Source organism: Salinibacter grassmerensis (assembly GCF_947077765.1).
GTDB classification, from domain to species: Bacteria; Bacteroidota; Rhodothermia; order Rhodothermales; family Salinibacteraceae; genus Salinibacter; species Salinibacter grassmerensis.
Genome location: NZ_CAMTTF010000001.1, coordinates 707,351 through 732,373, shown reverse-complemented (window position 1 = coordinate 732,373; position 25,023 = coordinate 707,351). Strand labels below are relative to the sequence as shown.

The window sequence follows — 25,023 nt, the reverse complement described above, 5'->3', positions numbered from 1 at the left end:
TATAGATTGAAGACTCCACCTGACATATGTCTATCCGGTTGTGATCGACACTACGCCCCCTGCGGGGCGTCGTTTCTTCCAGCCCAATAATAAGTTCGGTTCTCTCTCACCCTGCCCGCGTCTCGAAGCGACCGGTGCGGTTTCTTTCACGTCCCCACTCCCTCCACACCTGCGTTCCAGTCACACATCCAGCACCGGCCGGTCCGCGTAGTAGTCTTTTACCCAGTCGGCAAACGTCTGAAGGCCCTCGTCGATCGGCGTCTCCGGCGCCCAGTCGAGCAGCTCCTGCGCCTTCGAGATATCGGCGTACGTCCGCTTCACGTCGCCCGGTTGCGTCGGCAGCTGCTCAATCTCCGGCGTGATGTCCATGGCCTCGGCAATGCCGGAAATCAGATCCTTGAGCTGCGTGGTCTCCGATCCCCCGAGGTTGATAATTTCGTACTCGGGCTCGTCGAGCCCTTTTGCACGGTGCAGGCTGCACACGATGCCGTCGACGATGTCGGCCACGTAGGTATAGTCGCGGCGGGAGGTGCCGTCGCCGTACATGGTGATCGGCTGGTCCATGAGGAGCTGCCGGGCAAACCGGTGGATCGCCTGGTCCGGGCGCTGGCGCGGGCCGTAGACGGTGAAGAAGCGCAGGCAGTGGACTGTTAGCCCATAGAGGTGGTGGAACGTGTGCGCCAGCAGTTCCCCGGACCGTTTTGTGGCGGCATACGGTGAGATCGGCTCCCGCACCGAATCACTCTCCGCAAGGGGGACCGTGTCGTTGTTGCCGTACACGGACGAGGAAGACCCGTAGATGAATGTGTCGACGCCAAGCTCCTGGGCTACCTCCAGCATCGACCGGGTCCCCCCGACGTTCGTCTTTTCGTAGGCCCCTGGCGCTTCAATCGACGGGCGCACGCCGGCTCGGGCGGCGAGGTGCACGATCGCATCCACGTCGCGGGCGTGCAGGGCCTGCAAGAGGGTGTCGGTGTTACGGATATTCGTCTCGATGAGCGTAACTCGCTCCCGCGGGACGTCCGCAATGCCCTCCTCTTTCATGCTACGGGGGTAGAAGGGGTCGAAGTTGTCGATGGCCGTGACGCGATGGCCGTCGTTCAGGAGACGGCGGCAGAGATGCCCTCCGACGAACCCGGCGCCGCCGGTGACGCAGATGTGCATAGGTTTTCAGGCGTGAGTGACGAGTGAGAAGTAGGCAGGGCCCAACCCCTGCATCTCGAGCTGTGACAGAAGACGAGCAATAACCATAGCAATGATGGGAGTCATTCCCCATAGAGGTTATAGTCCACCTGACAGAGACTCACTATACTCGTGCTGGAGATGCCAATCGACCGTCTTCCGAAGCGCCTCCCTGTTTGACACCGATTGCTCAAATCCTTCTTTCCGAATCTTGCTGGCGTTGAAGTTCGTCGATCGGTTGAACTTTTCAATTCGGGCAGCGGTGATCGGAAAGTCTACTCCAGTGAGGTCCGCCGCCCAGTCAGATACCGTCGCGATCGGTGACGCGACACTTAGCGGGATGTGCCACGACGGCGGTGATTTTCCAAGTAGCTTATAGATGCGTTTGACCAGCGTCCCAGTCGTGAGAGCAGGATCGTCGACGTAGATGTAGGTTTGAATACCACATTCCATCCGATCCATCAGGAAGAGTGTCGCTTCCAGTAGGTTTTCGATGTATGAGGTCGACTTGATGGCATCGCCCGATCCCACCATCGCGAACCGGCAATTGTAGATGGCGTCGACGAGGCGATAGATGTTCGTGCTCGGTGGATTACCCGGACCATATACAACCGATGGGCGAATGACCAGAACACGGGCCTCCGGATTGTCCCTGGCGAACTCCTGAAAGAGCTTTTCGGCATCGGCTTTGGACGCACCATAGGGGTTGATGGGATTGAATTCTGCCCTTTCTCCAACCGCCCGTCGATGAGGACCCAGAGTGGAGACCGTACTGTAGAAGACCCAGTCTTTCACCCCAGCTTCCACCCCAGCCTCAATGACGTTCCGGGTGGCCTCCAAGTTATCCCGGTAGTACTCTTCTTCGGAGATTCCCCAGTCTCCTTTCGCAGCCGCAAGATGGAGAATCGCATCCGCCTGGTCGGCCATTCCTCTCAGGCTTTTATCCTCAACGAGATCAGCCTGCCGAAACTCGTCAACGTCCTCTCCTTCGTATGAAACGCGATCAACTCCGAGGATCGCATGGCCTCGTTCTTTCAGCGCAGGAATCAGGAAGCTTGCGATATACCCACTACAGCCTGTCACCAGAATCGTCATTGCAGAGACCCCGATCATGAAGCAGAAAACAACACGACGACACCCAACACATGCTCACCCTCTCTCAGGTACGGGCCTCATATCATTGGGCTCTCTCCCATAGATGTAACGGGAGAGCACCGCGTCATATCGTTCGGCGGCGGCTGAAAGTGTGAAGTTTGCTTCGAACGCTTCCCGACCTCGCGTGCCCATACCTTCAAGAAGATCGGGCTCGTTCAAGAGGGTTTCTAAGCTCTGTGCAACTTCGGTTCCCGACGGATCTTCCAGGACATACCCGCAGTCGTTCTCCTGGATGGTTCGTCCGATCTCACTTTCTTTGTCGAGGAGGCCCAGAAGAGGCGTTCCGCTGGCCATAATGCCGTAAGTCTTACTCGGAACGGACATCCCGGTAAATCGACTCTCAAGGCAGACGACCGCAATGTCCGCTGCAGCCAGGACTGTGTCGAGCTTCTCCATGGGCTGGTACGGAAGAAACATCACATTTTCCAGACTCCGTTCTTCTGCCATGCGCTGCAACTTCTCTTTCTTATCCCCCCCCCCGATGAATTGTAAGAGGACCGGCCGATCGGTGAGTTGGCTCGCAGCTTCAATTAATGGCTCTAGATTGTGCGTCTTACCATGCCGTCCGGCATACTGCACAAGCATCCGATCTCCAACGTCATTCTCGCGCCGAAATGGATTTTCATTTCGTGGAACCGGCTCAACGACTGTCTCATCCGACCAGTTCGGAATGAGCTGCATGCTCCCGTAATTCTTCCGCCTCATCTTCTTTTGAACCAGCTCGGCCATATCTCGACCAATGACAACCGTGCTGGTTGCCTCGTTAAGGATGAGACGCGTCATCTGCTCCCATAGCCCCGACAGCACTCCATTTTCGGCAATCACACCGAGTTGTTCGGCGATGTCGGGGTATACGTCATAGACAAGTTGAACGTACGGTTTCCCAAGCACCTTCGAGGCAAACCACCCTGCAAGCCCGATGAAGGGAGGATTCGTAGTGACTAGTAAGCCGTCGTACTCGTCCCGATCCTGAATAAGAGCCCGCGTTGTCGACGCAACGTACGTGAAAGCCAAAAATAGTCGCGACACTGTGGACTCTCGTTGGTCACCGACTGTAGGCATTCTCTTAATCCGTATGCCTTGATGCGTCATTATAGTCGGCACCTCTTCTTCCCCTTCTTCAAGAGCCGGCTGCGCACAATATACGGTGATCCCCCATCCGTGCTTTCGGAGCCGACGAGCCAACTCCGTCATGTGCATTCCCGTTGACACCATCTCCGGATAGAAATGCTGACAGACCAGGGCGAGATGCTTTTTTTCCATAAGATGAAAGCTGGATTGGAGCAAATGAGCAAAAAACTGGGCCAAAGCAACAACCAATCATTAGTGCGCCACGGCGAACCGGCTGGTCGTCTCCTTCTCGATGTGGTGCCGCATCTGCTCCTCGATCCACTCGGCGGTCACCTCCATCCCGTCCCGCAGCTTCGTCGGCGGCGCCCAGCCCAACTCCTGTTGGATCTTGGTGTTGTCCGAGTTTCTACCGTCCACCCCTTGCGGCTTGGTCAGGTCATACTCCCGGCCCAGGTTTACCTCAACGGCCTTCTCGATCACGTCGACTAATCCATTGATCGTCACCAGCTCGTCGGAGCCGAGGTTGATCGGCTCTGTAACAGAAGAGTGCATAATTTTCTGCGTCCCCCTCACGCAGTCGTCGATGTACATGAACGACCTCGTCTGCGTCCCGTCGCCCCAGATCACGATGTCTCCGCCCCCGGACAGTTTGGCTTCGACGGCCTTCCGCGTCAGCGCCGCCGGGGCCTTCTCCCGCCCGCCATCGTAGGTGCCGAACGGGCCGTACACGTTGTGGTAGCGGGCCACACGGGTGGTGAGCCCGAAGTCCTCCCGGAAGTGCCGGCACATTCGCTCGCTGAAGAGCTTCTCCCACCCGTAGCCGTCCTCGGCGAGGGCCGGATACGCGTCCTCCTCCGAGAGCGGCTCCACGTCGGGCGTGTCCTGCTTTTCCTGGTTGTAGACGCAGGCGCTGGAGGAATAAAAGTATCTGTCGATATCGTTGTCCCGGGCAGCCATGAGCAGGTGCGTGTTGATCCGCACGCTGAGCATGCAGAGGGCCTTGTTGTTCTCAATGAAGCCCATTCCGCCCATGTCGGCGGCGAGGTTATAGACCTGGTCTGCGCCCTCCAAAGCCCGGTAGCAGTTTTCCTTCTCCCGGAGGTCCAACGACCGGTTGTCCGCCTGATCGAACTTCTGGAACCACTGGCTCGGCGGCTTGATGTCGACGGCCCGGACCGTAGAAAAGCCCTGGCGAAGCAGGTCGGCGACGAGGTGTCCGCCAATAAAGCCGCCCGCGCCGCAGACGACGACCGTGTTTTCCGTATCGACATCGCCCTCGAAAATCGGATCGGCGGCAATCCGCTCGTCGGGATCCGAGGAGAGAAAAGAGCCGTGATCGGAACGGCCGTTTCTAGAGATGGTCATAGGACGAACATAGTCTATTTGACAAAAGCTACCATTTCTTTCCCTCCTCATACCCCAACTCGATCAAGAGATCTCCTATTTCTTCCTTGTACAAAGTCTTGGTATCACTTGTAAAATGGGATCGCCAGTCTCCAGCGATCCCCTTTCGCACAAAGCTCTGGGCATCTTGCTCTCCACGCGAGCGTCCGCCCGTCACATTTTCAAAGCGGTGAGCGTCAACAATCTCCCGAACCATTTCTTTTGAGTTGTCTAACCCAAAATGTGAGGCAGCCTTCCAAAAGTAAGTTTCAGTATCGTCCAATAGATCCTCATATCGGAGTGCGAGGCTCAACCTGGCATCTCTATTTGCGTTCCAGGAGCGGATCCAGTTTCCGAACTCCGGAAGAAGAGTTTTTCCGAAACGGCGGATTCCCTCAGTTATGGACAGTTCCTTATATTCTGGATATTCCGGATGCCACGGTGTGCGGCGCACGTAGAAGTAATGGCTGACCGCCACATCCCGAAGATCCCGGTACATGACCAAGTAGGGAATCTCTTGTTGCCTTAAGATATCAATATTGCGAGGCGAACCGGGGGCGTGTAGCTTCAAAACTGTGAGCGCATTCTCAAATCGTGACGCAAGATCTGAGGGAAGCTCGTAATCGTGACTTCCGGCTGCCTCCAATTCATACTCGACAGCCTCCGGAATCATCGTGTGGTGAAATCCAGGATAACTGGCGAGCATACTTTCCATCCAACTCGTCCCGCTTTTCGGAAGACCTGCCACAAACAGCAGGTTATGTGGATATCTTTCTCCGTATTTCCGGTATCCTGCGTGAGAACGACGTTTTTGACGCCAGTAGCGCCAGTAGGTAAATAACCTTCTGGCGTACTGCGCCCCTGTAGGAGGAGCATATGATCGTGCAAAATTCTTGAGGAGATGTTCTAAGCTCACCACAAAAGCATACCATTCGACGTCATAGCGAAATGCAAGACCCCCTACGCAGAATCCTCTCGACGCTGCTGTATTGCTTGAACCATTTGCTCAGCAACCGACTCGGGTCGGTAGCTCGACCGCACGTGACTCGGCCCATTTCTCCCCATTTTCTCTTGCAAAGAGGGCGAGCTCAAAACCTTCCCGAGGTACTCCGTGATTTCGTCTTCTTCAAGCGGAACAGAGATGCCTGCTCGTACCGCATCGGCATTCTTTGCTACGCCAACCTCTTCGGAAAGCAACACTGGCGTCTGGGACGCCATCGCCTCAACCGCTGCCATCGCGAAGTTCTCTGTATACGAAGTCAAGATAAACATATTTGCATCAACAAGCGCTTCGAGGCGCTCAGCAGCATCCACAAAACCAGTGAATGTCGTTGCTTCTCCAATTCCCAACTCAACTGTAAGCTCCTGCAGCTGCTGTACATACTCCTCTTCTCCTGGTCCAGCAACTATGAAGTGAGCATTTGGCACATTGCTTCTGACTCGCGCAAAAGCACGAAAGGAAAGTTCAAGTCCTTTTCGAGGCTCAATTCGACTCAGAAACAACAAAAGAGGGGCATCCTCCGAGATCCCATATCGTTTTCGGAAGTATCCTGCATCAGGCAACTGATCAAACTCCGAAAAATCCATGCAATTTGGGACGACAAATCCCGGGACATCAAACTTCAATTGCTCCGATTCTCTCTTTTCAACCTCCGTGGTATAGTGAATGGCCCAGGCTCCTTCAAGATACTGGTATCCGAAAAGCCAGAGATATGCCTTTTTTCGAAGCCACCCCTGCTGTAAGGGCCACTCCATAAGCCCAGTTCGCGGAGATATGATATACGGCACGTTTTTCTCTCGACAGGCTGCCCCTGCCGCAATTGCTGGGTAGTTCCAAATTCCGTAAACATACACGTAGTCGAACTCCTCAACTCTTCTCCGACAAGCGTCTCGAAGATCGGAGGACCAAAAAAACTGATCTCGTATCGTGGATTGATCGAAATAGGTGACAGGCACTCCATCCTGATCAATGGGCTGCCCCGTTTCCACATTAAGCTTATCCTCCCCATTCGCATTGGTCGTCATCACTTCCACTTCGCATCCGCGCTGCGCCAATCCCTCACATAAGCCGGGTATACTCCGAGTCGGCCCCCCGTAGACGTGAGCGGGCTTGTAGAATGGCGTAATGAAGAGCAGCTTCACAACGACGTAGGGAACTGATTAAGAATGTGTTTTCGCCAAAAGGACTTCGTATACATCTAGAAACTCCCTCATGGTGGCCTCTTCAGAAAACTGGTTAACAAGGAGTTTCCGTGCGTTCTGTCCGTACTCTCGAAGTAGTGAGGGATTCTGCAAAAGGTCTACCGCTTCACTTGCTAGCCTGTCGGGATCCCGTTTCGGAACGAGCCGTCCCGTTTCCTCCTCTTGAACCACGGTGGACGGCCCCCCGCAGTCCGTACTCACAACGGGGATTCCACAAGCCATGGCTTCTAAGATAACGAGACCAAGGCCTTCTTCATCCGAAGAAAGGAGAAACAATTTTGCCTCCTGGTAAAGCTCGACGAGCCGATCATACGAGACGTCTTCTATAAAGGTAACGTGTTGACGGACATCGCACTGCTCGGCTACCTCCCAAGCCTCGCTTGAGGGCCCCGTCCGGCCTGCAAGAATAAGTGGAGGCGCCTCATCACCCAGAGCCTTTCGGATCCGAGTATACGCCTCGAATAAAAGAGGTGCGTTTTTTCGGGGGTCACCAAATCGTCCGACCGAGAGGATGTAGTCGCGCTCCGTGAAAGATGTTGACGACGGTACGAAGGTATCGACATCCATCCCAGGAGGGGCAAAGACCGCCTCTGTCGATGGAGCGGTCTCTTGCACGTAATCGTACATCCAGTCATTTTCGACAAATACCGCATCGACCTGATGGAGGGCTCGGTCTCCTATCCACGTCGCAACTTTCGTCATCCATGAGCGCCACGTTCCAATGAGTCCTCCTCCCTCTTGTCGCTTCATTGCCCGCTCAACATTTGCAAGCGTGGCAACCTGCAGAGCAACTGGTTGATCTACATTTCCGGCCACTAGTGCCCAGGCCGGATGTCCCGCTACGACCTGAACCAAATCGTATTCGTCGAGAATACGCGTGAGTTCGGGTCGAGGTCGATATCGTTGAAACTCGAACTCTGTGAGAAACGCACCGACGTGACGGTAGGGATTACTCTCATCCGTTCCATTCTCAATCTGAATGCCAGAGGTCCATGTTGCGGGGTCTACGATTCGCACGCTAGCGGAGTCATCCCGTCGGGTTGCAAGAGACACATACTGTGGATTGTATCCGGGCTGACGTTGAAGGCCTCGGTATAAAAATCGAGCAACGTTTGAAACTCCTCCCCCAGTTGGCAGAGAAGGAACTACAATAGCAATGCTGAAATCCATCTATCAGGACCGATCAGAAGAAAGAAATACCAACGAAAAGAAAAGCCAGTATCCTAATACTGAATAAACATAATATGTTGAACCAAATACTCCGGAGGCTGCCGTTATAATAGCAAAAACTACGCTCAAAATATACGCTTCGTAAGATTTTTTATCGATGGAATACCAAGAAATAAAAAGGAATAGAAAATGAAAAAGAATCCCAAAAACCCCATGCTTTGCCAGTACCTTCGTGAAGAAGGACTCGTTGGAGGCAGTTAGCTCCCTTCCGACGGTATCTCCTGCCTCAGTTACCATACTCGTCTCTGCTCCAGTCCAAAAATTTTCAAAGAACAACTCCAGGTGATACAGCCAGGTTAAAAAGCGCCCCGCCGTGACGTCCTCCTGGCCAGGAGAGATTTTCAAAAGCCTCCCAAGAAATCCCTCAGTCCTCAACGACTCAAATATTACAATTGGAGCAAGATACATGGAGAGCCCAGCCAAGAATGTTATCAAGACGCCCAAGTATGGGCTTCGCATTATCATACGACGCGCTGTTCCCGAAAACCAGAGCGCGACTGCCGCTAATGCTGCTGCAATAGAGCTCCGACTACCCGAAAATATAATTAGATACCAACCTATCAAGAACAATTGGAAATATCTTAGCCCCCACCCCCTCTCTTGTGAAAGAAGAAGGCTCACGAAAAGAAAAAATAACCCTCCCCATCCTGTAAAGTGGGGCGACTTGATCAGTACTTTCCAGCTTTCACCTGAGAATGGAATCAACCCAAATTCACCACGAGTACCAGGTGCTCCTGTTACTTCGAGTATCACCCCAGATATTAACACTGTTGCCGTAAAGACAAAAACATCTTTTTTCTTCAAGGGATAACGCTCAGCAATCAGAAAGTAACCCGCAACCCCCCCGAAGAACGCAACAAAGTCAATGAATTTCGAGATTTCTCCGGATCCTAAAGCGTTCGTAACCGCAACAGTAGACAGTCCAAAAATGAGCAGTGTTGCTTTTAACGGCATTCGCCTTTGTAGAAAGCGACTAACAATCCTTTTCGCAAGAAGACCAACCCCAAACAAGACGATTGCAATCCGCGCAATATATCCCGCTATCGACGCGACGTCGAGCATGGGTACCAACAACGAGTACCACAGCGCAACTCCTACAACCAAAAGACCAGACTTCCTCACCTTATACCAAGATGTGTTCTGATGAGCATACGTGGTATTCATCTCCGAATCTGGGATTGACCCACTTTAAACGACAGTTGACGGCTTTCAAGCCGCGACGGGCAATCGAGGTCCCTCGCGAGTGGTCTCGGGAGTGGTACTCTTCTTCGTAGCGCTATGACGACCAATAGCCAAGATCGGGGTGCAAACATTCGGGATTGTACCGGTCCTCGATTAACTCGAACCGAGAAACGAACCTTCCATTTTGTAGCAAACGCTCGATCAGTTTACATTCGATCTTCGTGGAGACGAGCTTGCACATAGCATTGGATAGTAGTCTTTAACTGCCCCCTCGAAGTCGCACGCCGGCCTCCTTACAGCGCTTGACGAACCGATCGCTTTGTAGTGAGCCCGTGGTGCGTTTTCTCTTGATTGAGGTGGTGAACATCTCGCCTGAACGTCACCGCTTAGCGATCATACCCAGTGCTTCGAGGGCCAGTTCAGCCTATATATCATTGGTGACAACCTTACCGCTTTTGGCATCGGGAACGACTGCCGTGTACAAATAGCCCTTATACCTCGGCACGTAAGTGACATCTGTTACCTAGGGCCTGTGGGTGCTGTCAGCAACAAAGTCACAATCAGAGATTAGGAGCAGGGCGCCTACGGTCACTTCTGAAGGTCATGGAAGGCCGTCCTCTCCATCAAGACTACACAACGCAGATTGAAAGTTTGGCCTAAGGGATGCACATCTCGAATACGACGATTTAAGATGTACTTCTTCCTTCTACCGGGCGAATTAGGACGTCGCCTTAAAAAGTTATGTTCTGCTCCTGGTCCAACTCATGCGGCTGTTTCACTCGTCTGTAGAGAGCCACTCATTCCTCTTATTGATAAGCTCGACTCAGCCAGGTTCGAATTGTTGTCTCGGTGGATTCAAACTCCTCGGCCAGGTTTGAAGGCATTCGTACATTTGAGGCCATATCGACGATCTGAAGTCTAAACTTCTGTGACTGTCGAGAACGTGTAGTTGGGAAAGTAAATTTACATCATTTCAGGTGAAAGGACGTCCACCAAACACTTTCCAAATTTGACTACTGGATGAGTTGTCTTTAATACTTTCCCAGAAATAGAGAAGTATTAGGCACCAACACTACATGGGGCAATAGTACATTTTGGAACTGGGAACCTGCACTCAATCCGAGTTCTGGTTATTGCCGAAAAGACGCAATCGCAATCGACTCAAAGCACGTTGCGGCTCAGTAAGAAACAGGGAGCCTTGATCTTTGAATAAATGTGTAATGCCAGTGAATGTAATACTCAAGACTTTGGTGAGTGTCTCAATGGTACCTACATCCTTCCCTCCGGAAAGGTCAGGATACACCTTTTGAAGAAGCTCTTCGTCCACCAGCCATCGAACCGATGCCGCCTCCTCGGTTGTCAGTTCGTTAACAAAGTAAAAGACACGATCACTATTCAGGCCTCTTTCATCACTCTTCTTGTTGTACGGAGTCTCTGACCGGTTAACATGGGGGATATCTAGGAACGAGTCGGTATAATCTATGTCTAAAAAAGACGATACTTTTTTTAATTCTCTATTTGGTTTTTTTACTATATCTTCGTACTTTACTATCAGTATTTTTTTATCAAGTTTGTCTCCAACGTTATATGCTTTTCGCACCCCTCTAGACCAGCCCCAAAGGGTACGAAACCATTTCTCCTCATCGCCCCTTCGCTTTTTAGATGCCGCAATGTCCATCGGGTTTCTTACGACAAATATGAATTTTGAACTTGGCAACCTATCTATTATATCATCTACGTAGAATATATATGATGTAGCTTTCTGGGCCCACCTTTTGGAATTCTCTTTTTTTGCAAAATAACGTTTTCCTTCTTCATAAACCTCATGTATGGATTTACTTTTAATACCTTCTGAATTAAACTCTGTGTATATATTGCTACCTCTTCTTTCGCTAGCCTCTGAGTCCATTCCTCCTATTACTTCTTCGATTATTCTATCAAACTTCTTTTCATTATTTTCTATTTTTTTGATGGAATTATATTTTTCGAAAAAGTGATCTTCTCCTCGATATGAACGTATATCTGGATGCCTTCCTAGCATATCTGTAAGCATTGTATTCCCACTATGTGGGCGACCTATTATAAAAATCGGCCCATTACTGCCTTCCATTATATTTTATTTTTTATTTTACGAAACTGAAAAAAGCACTTAGCAATGCAATCCAAATTTAGTCACCCCCTTATTATTTCGTCAATGGTTGCTTCAGCTTATTCTCCATTTTTAAAAGCCGTGACCAGTAAATTTTGGCTCATGGCGAGGCTCTCGGCTCCAGGAGACTCCACGAGTAATAACAGTTTCAGAACGGGAGTCATCACTTCCCAGAGCATCCTTCTGCCCAAGCTCGGAATACCGTGAACAACAGGCTTATCCTCAAAGACGCTCACGTTCGTAAAGCCTGTTGTTCGCAGCAGCTGCCGAATGGATTTCGGAGAAAAGGCCCGCTCATGGGTCAGGTCGCCATAGCGAACACGCATCCCGAAAATCCCCTGAGCGTTTGGAACATGTATAATACACTTCCCCCCTTTCCGTAAAACCCTGCATACTTCATCCATGACTGAAAATGTCTTCTCCTTGTTCATATGTTCTATTATGTCTATCATAAGCACTACATCAACGGATTCATCTTTCTCTTCTTCAAGAAAACTCAAAGCCTGTTTTCTTTGTATATTTTTTAGACCATTTTTTTTGGCCGCTTCTACCTGCTCTGAAGATACATCCACTCCCTTTATTTTTTCGTAGCCCCTCTCTTTTAGTTCTTTCAAATATATTCCATATCCACACCCTATGTCTATTACCCTACAACTTTTATCTTTAGGTACGTGCTCATCTATTACTTTTTTTACCTCAACTAGTCTACCCCCATCTATACTTACATTACCTGCTTGCCCAGAAGATACATATTTTTCGTATACTCTATTTTTTTCATTATTCATATTTTAGTAATCTGTCTTTTCAATTTCTTTATTTATTTCCTCGTTTATTATACATTTAGCCTCTTTACTTATTTCATTTTTGTATTTTTTGTTTATTGTCTTTCTTATAGGGTGCCACTTTTTGGATGCTTTCGAACCTAAAGGAATTTTATCATTCTCGCTTGGCAACATATTATCCTTAAATTTCAACCCACAAAGAACTGACATTTCCCTTATCTTTTCTTTGGGTTCTTCCAGAAACTTCTCAAACTTAATTCTGATCCAGTCATCCCTAGCTCCCAAATCATCGAGTGCGATTCGGTAAGTGTTTCCCCAGTGCTGTGCGGCCAAGCGAAGCCCTTCTTCGAAAGATGGCCGCTTGTTCCATAGACGATATTTATGATCTGGGCGGCGAGTCACTTCACGCCAGCACATCACATAGGGATTTCGAGTCACAACAATGAACTTTGCCTCAGGAAAGAATTCTCGCAGAAGGGGGACCTTCAGCGAGTAGCTCTGTGACATATCTAGGAAACGCGACTCCCTTCCGTCCTCCGAGTACGCCCTGATACTACGCCGAATGAAGTTTTTGAACTCCCGCTCGAGTTTCTCCGAGTAATCGTCGCGAGTCATCCGGTAGCGCGGAAGCAACTCGTCCGTGGCGTATGCCCAGCTACGCTCCAATCCGAATATGGGGTGATCCTCCTCTCGGCCTGTCATGTTGTGGTAGCCTGGACTTCGTAGGGCCATTTCGTCGGGCAGTGATTCATGTCCAACGTGAAATTTATCCATCTCGTCATTGCCCATCCAAAAGGCTGATCCACCTCCGATCATGACGAACTGGCCACTCCGACGCAGTGTCCGAGAAACAAGAGTAAGTCCCCCTCCTTGAGTGCCCAGAAAAAAGACAGGACGCTCGATACTCACGGAGTCGAGGGGAATGTACGTCCGGCGTGGCGTCCAAACCGGCTTCCAATTCTGCAGGGCCCTCACCCCACGATTGAGCAGAAATTTAGCTGCGCTCGCTATGCCCTCTTTTTTCGCCTTCTCAACTAAGAATGACATCCATTGTCGTTATTTTTGTACTTTACTGTAGTGGTAATGTATGACTCCCCAAGAGGCAATAGCCCCTCCAATAAAGCCCGCTGAAAGACCTGCCGAGAGAAGAACTCCTGCATTCAACAAGTCGATCGCTGCTAAGGAGGCCGCTATTATAATCATAGTGTACTGAACACCCCTCCCCCATACTATAAAGGTTGTGACTTTATCTATTGCTTTCAAATATACCTGTACTGTTCCGAAGATTGGCATTCCTATAATGACCCCTATCATGGCAATAAGCATAGGTACAACGGAACTCCATTCCTCCCCAAAAAGCCACGGGACAATGGGATCAGCTAGTAACCAGCATGCTGCAGCCAAAATGGCAAGGACCCCCCCTTCAATGGCGAGTCCCCTCCAAAGCGTCGAATATCTTTCATCCTCGGATATCCGATTACTGAAATAGTTAAAGGCCATCCTGTAAGAAAAAGGACGGAGGATCTGATTCGGAATAATGGCAAGCCTTCTCGCTTGATAAAAGTATCCTGTCGTTTCCTCCCCCGCAACCCTTCCAAGGATCATCACGGTGACTCGGTCAAACATGCGTTCCAAAAGCCCGTCAGCCCAGAATCCACTCAATCGACGAATATGTATTTCCCAGTCTTTCAACGAAAGCCAGCGGAAAGGCAGTGAAGTGAGGCCACCAAGTTGGCGAAGTCCCTCAAAGACGATGGTCTGCTTAATAGCTTTTCTCAAATACAACACGAGAGGCCCCATTCCGAAAAAAGCACCCAGAACAGCGAACGACCGACTCAGGACGTGAGCGGTCGTTTCAACGTAGGTAATGTTTTTATACTCGAAGTTCCGCTCGTAGAGTTTGACCTCCGTATCGATCCAAATAGACATCAGTGAAGAGCCGAGGAGTACCACTGCCCCCAGCGTAATTAGGTCTAAGACCCATAAGGTTATAATCCCTCCACCTGTAATGAGCAAAGTTTCGACAATCAAAGCACCGGTATAGCGGCTCAATTGGTAAGGCTCCAAGTGTTCTTCTGGAGCTTGTACGATCAGAGGACCCGTCTGAAAGTTTACAATGGCCGCCACAAGACTGATGTCTGCTTGAATAATCGCAAATCGACCAAAGTCCTCTGGTGAAAGAAGACGAACAAGAGCAAGATTGGCTAGAAAAGCAATTCCTGCCCGAAGTACTCCTCCACTCACCAACCAGTTGGCGCTCCTGGATGCCTCACTCGAGAAGAACTCTTTTAAATCGCGGAAATTTTTCTGCACCTATCTCTCGTATCCGTACAAAGTTGCAAGCCAGCCCGCCACAAACCATACCATATTTTTTTCGTTCTCAGATAGGTTCCTCTTCCATTTCTCGTCCAGCTCTATTTTTGTATCCTCCCACCTCATTTTGTTACCTGATACTGCATGGTTTTTATACCCTCTTATCAATCCTTTTTTCTCATCACGGCTGAGCTGGCCGGGCACGTCCAACCATTTCTTGATATCAGACAACATTTCCGAGGGATGGGTTGCAATGTCTTCGTATCGACGGTGAAGGACTGACGCATCCCCGAAATGAATCTTCGTAAGTGCCGACTGTATGAAGTTATCAACAGCCCAGCGACCAGCCCATCGTATAACGTCGCGAACCGAATACGAGTCATGCCCGCGTGCCATCGAATAAACGTACGCTCTAGGATCTTTCGTCAAATGTACGACCCGGAGGTTGAATCTTCCGGAGTAAAGAAGCCAATATAGACGGTACGGATCCTTCGAGGCATCTATCAGCCATTCGACTGTGCTGCTACCTTCAACCGATGCCTGTGCTCTGACAGCAGCAAAATACTTAGCATTTACCGCTCCATACTCTCGAGCTGCCCGGGCCTGAACTGAGGTGATACTTCCACTGAGTATGGAGGTCACTTCACGCCATCGGAGTGTTATCCGTCTAGAATAACTTTCTCGGAAGTACCCGATCGGATAAGGTCTATCCTCGTCAAGAGAAATCCGTGGAACCACCTCATCCCAAAAGTCACACTGCGAAATCGGATTCCCACACCCGCATGGTGATCTTTCATCGCGAAGTTCATAAGGCAGCATCGAGGCCTCTCCCAGCGTCCAAAAGCCGGGAAGGGAACCAAGAAGCAGATCAGTCAGCGTGGACCCGCTTCGTCCACTACTCAAAATGTATACAACGGAAATTTCCTTATCTCTCATTATTATTTATTATTTCAGAGTATTTTTTAAAAACTCGGTCCCCATAATCGTCCCAGGTAAAGTTACTGTGTATCCGATTCTTTGCCCTCCTCCCCATTTCGGTACACTCGCCACGGTTCTCGTAACACCATTGTATTTTTTCTTTTAAAGCTTTCACGTCACGAATAGGGATAACAAATCCTTCTTTCTCTTCACGTATAAGGTCACTACCCCCAGTGTTAGGAGTGCAGATGAGTGGAAGTCCGCAGGCCATCGCCTGCGGTTGCACCATCGCCAACCCCTCTTCAATCGAGCACATAGCAAAAACTGTCCCTTGAGAATAGTACTTATAAAGCTCTTTTTGGGGTTTGTGACCAACAAACCTGAAGGAGCCTTCATATTTTTTAAAATAAGGATCTATCTCAGGTCTCTTGGAGCCAATCAACAATAATTCCGAATTTGGCAAGTCTAACTCGGAGAACGCCTTCAAAAGGTAATGAACTCCTTTTCGTAGCATCATTTGGCCAGCAAAAACCACCCTAAATATATCATCTTTTTTCTCGACGGGGCTAAACTCCTCGACATCTACACCAAAAGGTATATTATGTACTTTCGATTCTTTAATACCTTTATCTAAGAATGATTTTTTTACGAACTTAGAAGGAACAATTATCAAGTCAGATTTTTCGTACTCTCTTTTTTCTTTTTCTACATATTTGTTACTAGGCATATCTATATCTATACCCTCTCTCTCTACCTCTTCTTTGAGCAACCTTTTTTGATATTCTACATGCGACGAGCCTCGCTCTAGTATAGGTATAATATCTAACTTTTTCGCTCTTTTCAGTCCCCTCTCCGATACACCAGATAGACCAACAAATATATCATCATTTTCTGATATATGACGTGCTGCAGCGTTTTCAAACCTCTTTTTTACCCAATACTCAAACTTATGGAGCTTAGGTATCCATCCTGAAAAGCGTCCCAAAATTCGTTGCAGCGCCTCGTAGTGTGGAAGTGAATGTATTCGATCTTTTGGAACGCCAAACTTCTCTGCCTCACTTGCAGGATAGCTTGTAACGAGACTACGTAGACAACCTCTTTTATGAAGTTGATTAGCCAAATTAAATGACCAAAACCTTCCAAAAAATGAAACCGTTACGTCCATCATCACAATATTCTATCCTTTGCTCTTTCGATTATCTTCTTCATAACATCCTCATTAAAGTGCCCATTCTCAATGCATCGTCGCTGTCCTTCCTGTGCAATCGCTTGACGTCGATCTTCATCGGCAAGCAACTCGAAACAGCGGTCCGCACACTCGTCGGCGTCGTCCCAGAAGACTGCCTCTTCCCCTTCCTCGTAGAGATAACGGTGTTCCTCCGTCCGTTCGGCACAGAACAAACTTCCAATATATGGAATCTCAATTGAACGCTGTGTGTGGAGATCTCGATTCCCTTTCGAGAGGAGCCCCAAACAAATCTCCGCACACTGCAGAGCCTTCGTATAGTCTTTTCCCTGCACTGCTGTCCCGGCCCAGTGGGGCTCAATGTCTTTCCATTCGTCCGCTTTTTCCCAATCGTTTCCACGAATCGTAAGAGGGACACCTCGATCAATCAATCGCTTCATAAAGGGCCCACGTTCAGGGAACCAGGTTCCTATGAATGCAACCTTACTCTCCCATTTCTTCTCCTCCTCCTTACTTAACTCCAATGGGGCGTGCACAACCTCATCGGCGCTGCGGTAGACGCGAAGCACATCCTTCGCTCCATGATCGTAGGCCTCCTGCACGTTGGGCTCTCGTACTACGGTAATCAGATCATATTCTGGCACTGCCTTTAAAAAGAGACGCCACTTCCAACCGTCGCGGTCTCCAAAAGGATCGTCGATAACATAGCAAGAGACTCGCCCGAATTTTCGTCTGAGGGCTTCGACTGCTGAGGGACCCACAGCAGCAATGTCGTCCACGTGAACTAGGTCGAATTCTCCCTCCCACTTCTCGCTATTCTGCATTGCTCGCAGAAACAGCCTCTCCAAGAGAAGCGCCCCTGTGTACCGGATCCACCGCGATAGCCAAAACTGTGTAAGGCCAGGAACCTTATTCACGAGCACTCGACGCGGATTGAGAGTTCTCACCTCATGCCCAAGACGGCGCAGGGCTTCCGCTCGGTGGTAGGATGTACCAGTCCGGCGTCCTAAATAAAGTATTCTCATATTGCTTTTCATTCAGAAGGAGAATCCCTATTCCCATTCTCGCTTCAACGCGTTGACAACCCCCCTGGCTGATTCTTCTATGCTATAGTTTCCCACATAGCTGCGTATTTTTTTCCTCATTTCTTGTCCTCTTTCGTGCTGAGACTTTACTTTCACCATTGCCTCTCGCAACTCACCCACGTCTCCGCTACGAAAGACTTCACCGGTGGTCCCTTCGTCAATCAAATCGGGAGCACATCCCACCTGGTCGGAAACTATGGCGGGGACACCGTGGTGAAGGGCCTCGTTCACAACTAATCCCCACGTTTCCCCTCTCCTACTTGGAAGCACAAACGCATCCGCAGCGTGGTAGAAGCGACTCAGACGACTTTGCTTCTGAAAACCTGCAAAGTGTGTATCAACTCTTCTCTCCTGGGCCTCTCGACGGAGGTCGTCTTCCATCTCCCCCTCTCCCACAAAGAGAATAGTCCATTCCTGCCGTTCCTGATCACTAAGGCCCCCAGCGGCCTTAATGATCAAATCGACGCCTTTCCTTTCGGAAATCTTTCCGACATACAGAAGCACAAACTGATTTCTTGATCCAATTTCTCTCCGAACCTCTCTTCGTAACTCTTCTCTTTCTTTTTCGCTTTCAGAGAAAACATCAGTGTTGACACTGTAGGGGGAGAATGAAAGAGACTTTTCGTCCATCCCGAGCCTTTCATAATGATTTCTTGACCTCCTCCCAATGTAGGCAAAGTGATCACAGAAACTATATAGAAAAGAGAGTAAAAAATCTCTCAAAATTTTCGTTAGTTGACCTCGGTTTTCGGCGTGGTCGGTCGTCTCTGCACGAAGGAGTAACTTGGGGTCTTGCCCGAAGGTGTAAGCGATCGTGATCAAAAAGGCAAGGCTATGAAATTGGGGATAATAGGCTGACAACATTATCGCGTCTGGCTCCACCTCCGACAAGACTCGCCAGAGATCTCCTACGCTCGCTTCACTCACCGAACTCGCCCCTTCTTCCTCACTTCTCTCAAGAAAGCGCACCTCATACCCAGAAAGCAGGTCCGTTTCCCAAGCGACCGACGTTCCGAATTCTTCGTCCTCATAGCCTGCTATGCTAAAATCCGACGCGTATATCGCCGTGACCGGAATCCCCTGTCGCTGCACTTCTCGATAGAGGGGGGCCAGGTACTGGATTGGATGGGTATGGATTACCGCAAGTCTTTTCTCTTCCTTCACGCTAAGCTTTTAACAAGGATTATACATTGAGAATCACTTATACTTTCTCATGCCACCGTTCCGGAACGAGATTCCTTTTTACCTCCTCGATTTTCTCACGCTCTTCGGAGCTCTCTTCAGTCTGCTCGATGAACGATTTTCCGAATGCTCCACCGATTCCAAGAGCTCCACCTAGGGCAAAAAAGATCAAGACAATCTGAGTACGCTTCGGCGCACTCCGTTGCATCGGGGGTACCGACTTCTCGACCACCGTTACCACGGGCTGACGACGCTGAAGATCGAGCCGTGTCTGCGTCAGTTGACTCTGAAGACTGCTATATAGTTCTTCTTTAAAGCGGACCTGCCGCTGAAGACGATCCCGGCGAAACTGGAGAGTTGCCGTCGTCGGGTTCTGATTGCGCTCCAAAAATTGCGCCAGCTCGTCCTCCGCTGCTTCCAGCTCCTGCTCAGCTTCCACAAAGCGACCCTCCACAAACTGCAACCGCTCCCGCACCTTTTCCGTCCGAATCTCCCGCACCCGCGTCGTGAAGTGATCGAGGAAGCTTTCCGCGAAGGCCGACGCCAGCTGCGGCCCCCCAGCCGTCACCGAAATGGTCATCAAACCCGTCTCCTCATTCACCGACGCCGATATTTTCTCGGAGACGGACTTTAACGCCGCATCCTCGTCCTCACTCGGAATCATCGGCTCCCCCGCGTCCGTCGTTCCCGCCGGTGCCGGAGATCCCGAGATGGCATCCCTGAGCGCACTCTTGAGCGTCCAGGGCAACCAGAGTGTGTAGTTCATCACCGTGCTCAGCGGCCCCGCCGGGCGGTTCATGTAGTCGACATACGTCATCGGTTGCCCGGCGTCCGGAAAGCGGAACGTATCTCGCACCACGGCCAGCCGTACCTCGCGGCTCTGCAGCACGTCCGGAAAAGCCGCCGGCGTGAGACCACTCGCACTCCCTCCCAGACTAATGCCAAATCCCGAGAGCGCCCCTGGTGAAATCCCCCCTGGCAGATCACCCCCCCCCTCCGTTTGCGCTTCCCGCACCACCCGCGCTTCCGACTTGAATTTCTCCGGCGCCAGCAAAGCATAGGTAACGCCCAGCAATGCGAAGACAAGCACCGTCCGCACGATGAGGGGCTTATGACGGGCCAGGACGAGCAGGATGTCCAGCAGGGACACCTCGTCTTCTTTCCGAGGACCGTAGCCCGGCTGTTCTGCAGGTGACCCATCACCAGGTGGTGTCCCCGGAGGACCATCTGTCTGGTTTTGGTCGTCGGCAGTGCTCATCCCAAAAGCGAACTAAATCAATGTCTACAGCAGCACAGAGCGGCGCGTCCTTAAGACCACCGGTCGGCCTTCTTTACGCAGATAAAAACAGATGAACCGTGACGTTCAGCTCGTCGGTTCTCGCCCAGGTTCGTATCGCCCCCTTCCTCTACACACTTTCCTCTCCTCCCCCACGCCCATCCGCTCACCCCGCCCCCAGCAGCGTGATCTTCTCTCGCAGCACCGGAGTTTCAATCTCGCCGAGCGCGTTACGGGTGTCGACGATGGCCGGCGCATGCTCCGCGACAAGGCCCGCGTCCAAAGCGTCGTGGTCCGTCACGATCACCGTCGCCTCGTGGTGTCGGAGCGTCTCGGGCGTCAGGTCGATCGACGGCACCTCTTCGGCCGGTCCGTTCGTACCCTCAGACACATTATGAGCGTCGACGTGGGGATCATAGTACCGAACCTGGCCGATGTCTTTCGCCCGGAGCAACCGGATAATTTCATTGGCGGGGGAGCGGCGCGTGTCGGATACGTTGCCCTTAAACGCCACGCCGAGCACCAGCACCTCCGCGTCCTGCAGGCGCACCGGCTCGCGGGCAATCGCCTCGATCACCGCGTCGACCACGTGCCGCGGCATCTGCTCGTTGACCTGGGCGGAGAGGGTGATGAAGCTCGTCTCGAAGTCGTGCGTCTTGGCCACTTTTGCCAGGTAGTGCGGGTCGATCGGGATGCAGTGTCCCCCCACGCCCGGCCCGGGGTAGAACGGCATGAACCCGAACGGCTTCGTCGCCGCCGCGTCAACCACCTCCCACATCGACAGGTCGTCCACCCGTTCACAGAGCTGGGCTAGCTCATTGGCCAGGGCGATGTTGACCGACCGGAAGATGTTCTCCAAGAGCTTTTCCATCTCGGCCACCTTCGGGCCGGAAACCGTATGCACGTCGGCAATGATCTGCCCCAATGCCCGTCGGGCCAGGTCCGTACAGGCCTCTGTCACGCCCCCCGCTACCACGGGCGTGTTTGCGGTCGTGTACTCGTCGTTTCCCGGGTCGATGCGCTCGGGGCTGAACGCGAGAAACACATCCTCCCCCAGTGTCAGGCCGCTCGGCCCCTCCTCCCGCAGAATCGGCGCGACGACATCTTCCGTCGTGCCCGGGTAGGTGGTGCTTTTCAGGACCACGAGCTGGCCGGGCCGAAGGTGCGGCGCGATCGAGCGGGTGGCCGCCTCGATGTAAGCGGAGTCCGGCTCGTTGGTCTCCGTCACGGGGGTTGGTACGCAGAGAAACCACACGTCCACGTCCTCGCTCTCGTCGTAGTGGGACGTGGCCCACAACCGTTCCATTTCCACCAGGCCCTCGATCGCCTCGTCGTCGAGGTCCTCAATATAATTATCGCCCGCGTTGAGGCGCTGGACGCGGTCCTCGTCCAGGTCCACCCCCCGCGTCTCGAAGCCTTGCGTGGCGTACTCGACCGCCAGCGGCAGCCCCACATACCCCAGCCCAACGACCCCGATGGTCGCCTCGGTCGTATCGAGGCGCTGGGCCAACTGCCGGGCCGCGGCGGACCCGGACCGAGTCGTCTTCGCGGCGCCGTTGGAGGAGAGGTCCTCCGAGGGCGGCGGGTCGAGATCAGGGACCTCCATGTTGTCAGGAGTCGCCATTTTGGGAAAAGAGACGCTGAATGATTGGAGGAAATGCGTCTTCGGCGTTGATTACGCAGCAGGCGGGGTCGCACGGCCAGAGTAGTCGGCCGCCTCGCGCTCCGGCTGGAGCGGCGTAAGGCGCACGTCAAATGACCGGCACTCCACACCGGCCTCTGCACACTGCCGGGATACCTCCTGTTCGGGACCTGGGGCGTCGGTCGCCACGATCACCTCGTCGACGTCGTGTTCCCGGCAAAGGTCGCCACAGGCGTCGATTCCCCCGAGAACCGGGAGCCCCTGGACTACTCGATCCTGTTTCGAGGCGTCCGGGTCCACAAACCCGACCGGCACGCGGTCTATTTCTTCCGCGTCTCGGAGCGCCCGTAGGGCGAGTATCCCTTGCTCTCCTGCTCCGCAGAGGAGCACGTTGGAGGCCGCTTCGGAGGACTCAAGACGAGATTTGTAAAACGAGATACCCTGGCGCAGCCCCCGAAAGCCTAGCCGAGTACCAAGCAGTCCCACGATAACGATCAACCCGTCAATCGTCAACAGCGGCCCGGCGAGTGCACCGGATCCGTACACGAGCGCCAGTCCCCCCGCAGCCGCTCCCTCGGCCAGAAGCGCCGTCCCAACGATCCGCGCGATGCCCGGGGTGCCGGCGTGTCGCCAGAGGCGCCGGTAGAGCCCCATCGCGGCAAACAGGGCGAGCTTTCCCCCGCCGACGAGAAGAAGCCCCTCGACGAGCGGAACCACCGAGGCACTGTCCGCCCCGCTGAGGGCGTGGGCGGCCGCGAAGGCGCCGCCGACCAGAAGCCCGTCGCCAATTAGGCTGATCGATTCTTTCGGCCATGCTTCCAGTCCGCTCTGCGCGTCTCGTGACGAGCCCGGCGCGCCGTCTCCGCCCACCCGGACCGCCGTCTGCACATCGAGCCGGCCCAGGTGTATCCCCAGGATCCCCAGCGCCACCGTCCCCAGGGCGCACGCAGCGTAGAAGAGCGTCGGATCCACGACCAGCGCCAGCAGTCCGAATCCACCAGCGCCTACGCCGATCCCGTGGAGCGCGCCGACGGACGCCTGTTCCGGGAGCCCGGCCGAGACCAGCCGGTGCGACGTATGATCCTGTCCCCCATCCGCCACCGAGCGACCCGCCCGCATTCGCGTTACGGTGACGAGGGTCGTGTCGAGGATGGGCACTGCCAGCGCACAGATCGACGCGAGGACCGCCACGCCGGGCCCCGTCTCCACCGCCCCCTGCCCCATGACCGCCAGGGCGGCCACCCCGTACCCGAGGACCAGACTCCCGCAGTCGCCCATGAAGATGCGGGCCGGCTTTGCGTTGAACCACAGAAACCCCAAGGCCGCCCCCCCGATCGTTCCTCCTAGAAGTACGGCCGGCAGCGACCCGCCCGCCGCCGCAAAGGCCGTCAGCGCCACCGCCGCAATGCCTCCGATGCCGGCCGCGAGCCCGTCCATGTTGTCGAGCAGGTTCACGGCGTTGGTGATCCCGATGACCCAAACGAGCGTGACTGGCCCCGACACCCACAGCGGCCACTCGGGGCCAAACGTATAACCAGCGGCCATCAGAAGACCGGTCGCTCCGACCTGCGCCGCAAGCTTCGCGGCGGGCCCCATCCCCCACAGGTCATCGACCAGTCCGACGGCGAATAGCAGCGACGCCCCGCCCCAGATCACCCCCACGTCGGCGCCCGCCCCTGACAGGGATCCCAGGAGGAACAGTGCAATCGTTCCCGCTCCATACATGGCCATACCACCCATCAGGGCGGTCGGGGTAGTGTGCCAGCGGTCTACCTGCGGGTAATCGACCCAGTCAAACGTGTACGCCACCTTGATCATGGCGGGCGTGAGCAGCAGCGTCGCTGCGCCCGACAGGCACGCGGCGGCGACCGCCCAAACGCTCACCGACAAGTGGGATAGACTCGAAAGCACAGTCCGTCTTCAGTTCTTGATCGAAAATCTTTCGTGTCCACACAGGCAGGTTTCGGGATGGACGGTTCCCCGCCTCAATCACATAGAGTTTACGCGACAGCCCCAGCTTCCTCGTCTTTCGCTGCTCCCACCTCCTCGATCACGTCACGCAGGATGTCGTCGACGGTGCGTTGGGGTTCGTATCCGGTGAGGTCAGCAAGCTTTGAGCAGTCCGGCGTCCGGCGCTTCATGTCTTCGAACCCGTCGCCATAGACCTCTTCGTAGGGCACGTGCCGGACGTCCGCGTTCGAACCCGTGAGCGCCAGGACCCGCTCGGCTAGGTCGTTAATGGAGATCTCCGTCGGCTGTCCGACGTTGACCACCTCCCCCTCAGCCGCCGGCGTATCCAGGAGTTGGACGACCGCCCGAACCGCATCGTCGATGTGGGTAAAGCAGCGCGTCTGGGTGCCGTCTCCGTGGATATCGAGGGGCTGTCCGCTCAGGGCCCGTTCGACGAACGTCGGGATCACCATGCCGTACTGTCCGGACTGCCGCGGGCCCGCCGTGTTGAAGAAGCGGACGCAGGTCACCGGAAGGCCGTACTCGTCGTGGTAGGCCTGGGCCAGAAACTCATCCATTGCCTTCGTGCACGCGTATGCCCAGCGCCGTTTGCCGGTCGCCCCGAGGGTCCAGTTGTCCGTCTCCGAAAGGGCCTCGAGGTCTTCGTTCTCCTGCATGGCCTTCCCGTAGACCTCGGAGGTGGAGGCCGCCAGAACCTTTTTGTCCTCCTCGGCGGCCCGCTGGAGCACATTTTTCGTGCCATCGACGTTGGTGTGGATCGTCTCCACCGGCCGATCCAGAATGCGCTTCACGCCCACCGCCGCCGCCAAGTGGACGACCCGATCAGCAGCGCCGATTTCTCGGTCCAGGACATCCTCGTCGAGAACGCTCCCGGTCGTCAGCGTAAACTCGTCGCGGCCTTCCAGGTGGGCAATGTTTTCTCGGCGCCCCGTCGAGAGGTCGTCGAGGACCCGCACACGGTGCCCGTTTTCGATGAGGCGATCGGCAAGGTGGCTCCCGATAAATCCGGCGCCCCCCGTGATTAAATATGTCATGCAGAGACGGCCTGAAGTGAAAAAGTGAGCGTCGGAAGACGCGGAGGAACGATGCCGCCCCGGTAGATCCGGGTGCGTTC

Annotated in this window: 20 protein-coding genes; all 20 read right to left on the bottom strand. The window is 53.2% G+C overall.

Annotation, left to right across the window (positions count from 1 at the left end; translation table 11 throughout):
* Positions 1-180 precede the first annotated feature (180 nt).
* The 20 genes from OJB03_RS02740 to OJB03_RS02645 all read right to left on the bottom strand — a co-directional run bounded on the left by OJB03_RS02740 (position 181) and on the right by OJB03_RS02645 (position 24,943).
* The gene (locus OJB03_RS02740; protein WP_263785020.1) at positions 181-1,164 is read right to left on the bottom strand and encodes an NAD-dependent epimerase/dehydratase family protein; all 984 of its coding nucleotides are present in this window, start codon (positions 1,162-1,164) and stop codon (positions 181-183) included.
* 117 nt (positions 1,165-1,281) lie between these two features.
* Entirely contained in the window at positions 1,282-2,277 is a 996-nt protein-coding gene (locus OJB03_RS02735) for an NAD-dependent epimerase/dehydratase family protein (RefSeq protein ID WP_263785018.1), read from the bottom strand.
* 54 nt (positions 2,278-2,331) lie between these two features.
* Positions 2,332-3,600, bottom strand: coding sequence for a glycosyltransferase family 4 protein (locus tag OJB03_RS02730; RefSeq protein WP_263785016.1), 1,269 nt, complete (start codon positions 3,598-3,600; stop codon positions 2,332-2,334).
* Positions 3,601-3,660: 60 nt separating this feature from the next.
* Complete coding sequence (locus OJB03_RS02725) at positions 3,661-4,773, bottom strand: NAD-dependent epimerase/dehydratase family protein (RefSeq protein WP_263785015.1); 1,113 nt, start codon at positions 4,771-4,773, stop codon at positions 3,661-3,663.
* A gap of 28 nt (positions 4,774-4,801) precedes the next feature.
* Complete coding sequence (locus tag OJB03_RS02720; protein WP_263785528.1) at positions 4,802-5,539, bottom strand: sulfotransferase domain-containing protein; 738 nt, start codon at positions 5,537-5,539, stop codon at positions 4,802-4,804.
* 212 nt (positions 5,540-5,751) lie between these two features.
* Positions 5,752-6,933: a glycosyltransferase gene (locus OJB03_RS02715; protein ID WP_263785013.1), complete on the bottom strand. Its 1,182-nt coding sequence runs from the start codon at positions 6,931-6,933 to the stop codon at positions 5,752-5,754.
* A gap of 18 nt (positions 6,934-6,951) precedes the next feature.
* Positions 6,952-8,010 (bottom strand): glycosyltransferase family 4 protein, encoded by a 1,059-nt coding sequence (locus OJB03_RS02710; RefSeq protein WP_263785011.1) that lies wholly within the window; start codon positions 8,008-8,010, stop codon positions 6,952-6,954.
* A gap of 156 nt (positions 8,011-8,166) precedes the next feature.
* Positions 8,167-9,177: a hypothetical protein gene (locus OJB03_RS02705; protein WP_263785010.1), complete on the bottom strand. Its 1,011-nt coding sequence runs from the start codon at positions 9,175-9,177 to the stop codon at positions 8,167-8,169.
* Positions 9,178-10,519: 1,342 nt separating this feature from the next.
* Positions 10,520-11,515 (bottom strand): sulfotransferase family protein, encoded by a 996-nt coding sequence (locus OJB03_RS02700; RefSeq protein WP_263785007.1) that lies wholly within the window; start codon positions 11,513-11,515, stop codon positions 10,520-10,522.
* Positions 11,516-11,613: 98 nt separating this feature from the next.
* Complete coding sequence (locus tag OJB03_RS02695) at positions 11,614-12,339, bottom strand: class I SAM-dependent methyltransferase (RefSeq protein ID WP_263785005.1); 726 nt, start codon at positions 12,337-12,339, stop codon at positions 11,614-11,616.
* Positions 12,340-12,342: 3 nt separating this feature from the next.
* Positions 12,343-13,383 carry a sulfotransferase gene (locus OJB03_RS02690; RefSeq protein WP_263785003.1) on the bottom strand — a complete coding sequence of 347 codons (1,041 nt, stop codon included), beginning with the start codon at positions 13,381-13,383 and terminating at the stop codon, positions 12,343-12,345.
* A 9-nt stretch (positions 13,384-13,392) separates the two neighbouring features.
* Positions 13,393-14,649: an oligosaccharide flippase family protein gene (locus tag OJB03_RS02685; RefSeq protein ID WP_263785002.1), complete on the bottom strand. Its 1,257-nt coding sequence runs from the start codon at positions 14,647-14,649 to the stop codon at positions 13,393-13,395.
* The gene (locus OJB03_RS02680) at positions 14,650-15,585 is read right to left on the bottom strand and encodes a sulfotransferase (RefSeq protein ID WP_263785000.1); all 936 of its coding nucleotides are present in this window, start codon (positions 15,583-15,585) and stop codon (positions 14,650-14,652) included.
* Positions 15,575-16,687, bottom strand: coding sequence for a glycosyltransferase family 4 protein (locus OJB03_RS02675; protein ID WP_263784997.1), 1,113 nt, complete (start codon positions 16,685-16,687; stop codon positions 15,575-15,577). The genes OJB03_RS02680 and OJB03_RS02675 overlap by 11 nt, the downstream gene beginning before the upstream one ends.
* Before the next feature lie 47 nt (positions 16,688-16,734).
* Entirely contained in the window at positions 16,735-17,670 is a 936-nt protein-coding gene (locus OJB03_RS02670; RefSeq protein ID WP_263784995.1) for a CgeB family protein, read from the bottom strand.
* A 135-nt stretch (positions 17,671-17,805) separates the two neighbouring features.
* Positions 17,806-19,002 carry a glycosyltransferase family 4 protein gene (locus OJB03_RS02665; RefSeq protein WP_263784992.1) on the bottom strand — a complete coding sequence of 399 codons (1,197 nt, stop codon included), beginning with the start codon at positions 19,000-19,002 and terminating at the stop codon, positions 17,806-17,808.
* Between the two features lie 37 nt (positions 19,003-19,039).
* Positions 19,040-20,170 carry a Wzz/FepE/Etk N-terminal domain-containing protein gene (locus OJB03_RS02660; RefSeq protein WP_263784990.1) on the bottom strand — a complete coding sequence of 377 codons (1,131 nt, stop codon included), beginning with the start codon at positions 20,168-20,170 and terminating at the stop codon, positions 19,040-19,042.
* Positions 20,171-20,462: 292 nt separating this feature from the next.
* Positions 20,463-21,920: a nucleotide sugar dehydrogenase gene (locus OJB03_RS02655; protein ID WP_263784988.1), complete on the bottom strand. Its 1,458-nt coding sequence runs from the start codon at positions 21,918-21,920 to the stop codon at positions 20,463-20,465.
* Between the two features lie 51 nt (positions 21,921-21,971).
* Positions 21,972-23,849, bottom strand: coding sequence for a hypothetical protein (locus OJB03_RS02650; protein WP_263784986.1), 1,878 nt, complete (start codon positions 23,847-23,849; stop codon positions 21,972-21,974).
* A gap of 89 nt (positions 23,850-23,938) precedes the next feature.
* Entirely contained in the window at positions 23,939-24,943 is a 1,005-nt protein-coding gene (locus tag OJB03_RS02645; protein WP_263784985.1) for an NAD-dependent epimerase/dehydratase family protein, read from the bottom strand.
* Positions 24,944-25,023 lie beyond the last annotated feature (80 nt).